Below are 3950 nucleotides of genomic sequence, written 5' to 3' on the forward strand. Positions count from 1 at the left end.
CCGTCCGCCACCGTATAACCTGCATAATGTCGCTTATTCCCCCACCGTCGTGCCGTCCGCCACCGTATAACCTGCATAATGTCGCTTATTCGCCCACCGTCGTGCCGTCCGCCACCATGTAACCGGCCGCAAACTCCCCAACGCTCGACGCTTTCGCCCAGCTAACGGCACGACGTGCCGCTAACGGAGGCCGAATGCGCGAAAACGCTGCGCTAATGGCACAGCATGCTGCTAACCGCCGCAAAGATTACCCCGAGCAGTTCAGCAATCCTCTCAGCGGATTAACGTTACCGCAAATTTTGGCGGCTAAGCTAGAAAAACCTGTATTAAATTGCTTATTTATGCTCATTTAAGGTTAATAACGGGATAGAAAACGTTTTACAACTTGTAAACAATCATATATAATCACAAATGAGCACAAAAATTTATGGATTACGGCTTTACAACTATTATCGATCATATATGAGCATGCTGTAGAAAGCGTTCCCGAAAGGTGGCCCGTAATGCTGTTCGAAGAAGAGCGCAAGCAGAAAATTGCCGACTACGTCCAAACGCATAAGCGTGCATCCGTTCAAGAGTTGGCCCAAAGCTTCGGCGTATCCGAATCGACTGTTAGAAGGGATTTGAAGGGGCTCGAGGATGCGGGGGAACTGCGCCGCACGCACGGAGGCGCAGTGGCCTTTCGGGATGACAATGCGGAACCGCCCTTCTCCGAAAAGGAAGACCGGTACCGCGCCCAGAAGGAAGCTGTCGCGAAAGCGGCTGTTGCGACCGTTCGGGACGGCGACAGCCTGCTGCTCGATTCGGGAACGACAACCTTTTATGTGGCAAAGCTGTTGAAGGGCTTCAGCCGTTTAACGGTCGTGACGAATTCGTTAATGGCCGCGCAGGAGCTCTCCGAGCGGAAAGAGATCGAGTTAATTCTGACCGGAGGCATATTAAGGCAAGAGACATTGGCTATGGTGGGCCCGCTCGCGGAGAAGGCGGTTGCCGCAATCCGCGTCAACAAGGCGTTCATCGCCACCAACGGCCTGGATATTAATGCCGGCCTAACTACGCCTAATCTGGTGGAGGCTGCGGTCAAGAAACAGATGATCCTATCCGCCGCCCATGTCACGCTTCTGGCCGACCACAGCAAATTCGGCACCGTATCGTTTGCCAAGGTAGCCGATCTGTCGGACATCGACCACGTCATCGTCGACGACGGCTTATCGTCCGGCGCCGCCCGGCAGCTGGAGGAAGCAGGCATCGACGTCACACTAACTAGAGCGGGAAGTGAAGAATAATGACCAATGCAGCAGCGCCTGTCATTACCGTGACGCTTAACCCGGCGCTCGACAAGACCGTTACGATTGACCGCTTCGAGTACGGCGGGTTGAACCGGATTCAAGAGATGCGCACGGATGCGGGCGGTAAAGGCATCAATGTCGCCAAAGTACTGAAACGATTCGACACGGACGTGCTGGCCTGCGGTATTCTGGCAGGTCATCAAGGAGGCGTTATTACCGAAAAGCTCGCGACGCTCGGAATCCGCAGCGGGTTCGTGCAAACGGCAGGCGAAACGAGGACGAATCTGAAGGTCGTTGATCGATCCACGCAGCTGACGACCGAGCTGAATGAAAAAGGCTTTACGGTTGACGCCGAACTGCTTGCGCGGTTCTGCGACCGTTTTCGCGAGGAGGCCCGTTCCGCCTCGGCCGTCGTTCTGGCGGGCAGTCTGCCCCAGGGCGCACCGCCGGATTTTTACCGGACGTTGATCGCGATCGCGAACGAGCTTGGTGTTCGCACCGTGCTGGATGCGGATGGCGAGGCATTCAGGCTTGGCATAGAGGCTGTGCCCTATGCCATTAAGCCCAACATTCATGAGCTGGAAGCGCTGCTCGGCCGGACGCTTGACGATGACGAAGCGATTGTTCGGGCGGCGGGGGATTTGATCGCCAAAGGCATCAAGCTGGTGGCGGTGTCCATGGGCGGCAAAGGTTCGCTGGTCGTGAGCGCGGACGAGGCATATCGCGCCCACCCCGTTCCGATTACGCCGCTAAGCACGGTCGGGGCGGGGGATTCGATGGTTGCCGCGATCGTGTACTGTGTGCTTCACGGCAAAAGCCTGGAGGAAACGACCCGCTGGTCATCGGCTGCGGGTTCGGTAACGGCTTCCAAGCCGGGAACCGAGGTTTGCGGATTGGATGAAGTCAAAACGATGTTGCATGCGGTCACCGTCACGGAGCCGACATACAACCGTCTATAAGGAGGAGAAAGAGTATGAAGAAGATTCTAGCGGTAACCGCTTGTCCGACTGGCGTAGCCCACACCTACATGGCTGCGGAATCGCTCTTGAAAGCGGCGAAGGACAAAAACATTCAGATCAAGGTAGAGACGCGGGGAGCCGTCGGGGTAGAGAATGAATTCACCGACGCGGAAATCGCGGAAGCGCATGCGATCATTGTAGCGGCCGATACGGATGTGCTGGAAGGGCGTTTCGAAGGAAAGCCGGTTGTCAAGGTGCCGGTCGCCCAAGCGATCAAAAATCCGAACGGCTTGATCGAACAGGCGCTTGCGCTCGAGCCTGCTTCGGCGGACGCATACATGAAACAGGTGGAGCGGAGCAAAGCTAACCGGAGCGCGGCGCGCTCGGGTCCCTACAAGCATTTGATGACCGGCGTGTCGCACATGCTTCCTCTGGTCGTCGCAGGCGGTCTTCTGATCGCGCTGTCGTTTGTATTCGGCATCAAGGCATTTGAACAAGAGGGAACGCTGGCCGCTGCTCTGATGAGCATCGGTGGCGGCGCCGCTTTTGCCCTGATGGTTCCGATCCTGTCCGGCTTCATAGCGTTCTCGATAGCTGAGAAGCCCGGTCTTGCGCCAGGTTTGATCGGCGGTATGCTCGCTTCCCAGACGGGGGCTGGATTTATCGGCGGTATCATCTCCGGTTTCATCGCGGGTTATGTGGCGAAATGGCTGCGGGATTACATCAAAATGCCGAGAAATCTTGAGGGCTTGAAGCCTATTCTCTTGATCCCGCTTATCGCATCCGCAGTTGTCGGCTTGCTCATGATTTATGTGGTCGGCGAACCGGTTAAAGCTATTATGGATGGGTTGACGAGCTGGCTGACATCGATCGGCTCTACCAATGCCGTACTGCTCGGCCTGCTGCTCGGCGCCATGATGGCCTTCGATATGGGCGGACCTGTCAACAAAGCTGCTTACACATTTGCCGTTGGCCTCATCGCCAACGAGGTATACGGTCCGATGGCGGCGGTTATGGCTGCCGGTATGACGCCTCCGCTCGGCCTGTGGCTCGCGACGTTGCTTGCGCCTAAGAAATTCACGAAGGAAGAGCGCAACGCAGGCAAAGCCGCATCCGTGCTTGGTTTATCCTTCATCACGGAAGGCGCGATTCCGTTCGCTGCTGGAGATCCTTTCCGCGTCATTCCATCGATTATGGTCGGTTCGGCTGTAACAGGTGCTTTATCCATGCTGTTTGACGCGACCCTTCGCGCGCCTCACGGCGGCGCGTTCGTCCTTCTGATTCCTAACGCCGTCGGCCAAGTGGGCCTGTACGCTCTGGCCATCCTGATCGGTATGATCGTTACGGCGCTTATGCTGATGATTCTGAAGAAAAGAATGCCGCAAGCCGATTAATCGCGGTTCTCGTGCATTTCCTATGAGGAGGAAACCCTAATGAATATCACTGCGTTGCTTGATGAGAAGTCGATCAAAATCCCGCTGACCGCGTCGGATAAGACCGCTGTGATCAAGGCTTTGGCCGATGGGCTTGAGGAAGCGGGCTGCCTATCCGACAAAGCGGCTTACACCGAAGCCGTACTGACGCGCGAGGCCAACGGCTCGACCGGCATCGGCTTCGGCGTCGCCATTCCGCACGGCAAATCGTCCGGCGTCACGAAAGCCGGCTTGGCTTTCGCCAAGCTGGCGGAGCCGCTCGATTGGCA

4 protein-coding genes are annotated in these 3950 nt (G+C 56.7%); all 4 read left to right on the forward strand.

Annotated elements, in window-relative coordinates; genetic code table 11:
- The first annotated feature begins 503 nt into the window (after positions 1–503).
- Positions 504–1286 (forward strand): DeoR/GlpR family DNA-binding transcription regulator, encoded by a 783-nt coding sequence (locus tag BG52_RS13460; protein ID WP_036582351.1) that lies wholly within the window; start codon positions 504–506, stop codon positions 1284–1286.
- The gene (pfkB, locus tag BG52_RS13465; RefSeq protein ID WP_036582349.1) at positions 1286–2248 is read left to right on the forward strand and encodes a 1-phosphofructokinase; all 963 of its coding nucleotides are present in this window, start codon (positions 1286–1288) and stop codon (positions 2246–2248) included. The genes BG52_RS13460 and pfkB overlap by 1 nt, the downstream gene beginning before the upstream one ends.
- 14 nt (positions 2249–2262) lie before the next feature.
- On the forward strand, positions 2263–3642 hold the full coding sequence (locus tag BG52_RS13470) for a PTS fructose transporter subunit IIC (RefSeq protein ID WP_036582346.1): 1380 nt from the start codon (positions 2263–2265) through the stop codon (positions 3640–3642).
- Between the two features lie 39 nt (positions 3643–3681).
- Positions 3682–3950 (forward strand): PTS sugar transporter subunit IIA (locus tag BG52_RS13475; protein WP_036582343.1); only part of this gene is annotated, 269 nt, incomplete at its 3' end.

The sequence above is a fragment of the Paenibacillus darwinianus genome (assembly GCF_000598065.1).
GTDB classification, from domain to species: Bacteria; Bacillota; Bacilli; order Paenibacillales; family Paenibacillaceae; genus Paenibacillus_I; species Paenibacillus_I darwinianus.

Excerpts from the sequence above, each read along its gene's own strand:
- pfkB (WP_036582349.1), top strand. The coding sequence starts at position 1,286 with ATGACCAATGCAGCAGCGCCTGTCATTACCGTGACGCTTAACCCGGCG.
- BG52_RS13470 (WP_036582346.1), top strand. The coding sequence starts at position 2,263 with ATGAAGAAGATTCTAGCGGTAACCGCTTGTCCGACTGGCGTAGCCCAC.
- BG52_RS13460 (WP_036582351.1), top strand. The coding sequence starts at position 504 with ATGCTGTTCGAAGAAGAGCGCAAGCAGAAAATTGCCGACTACGTCCAA.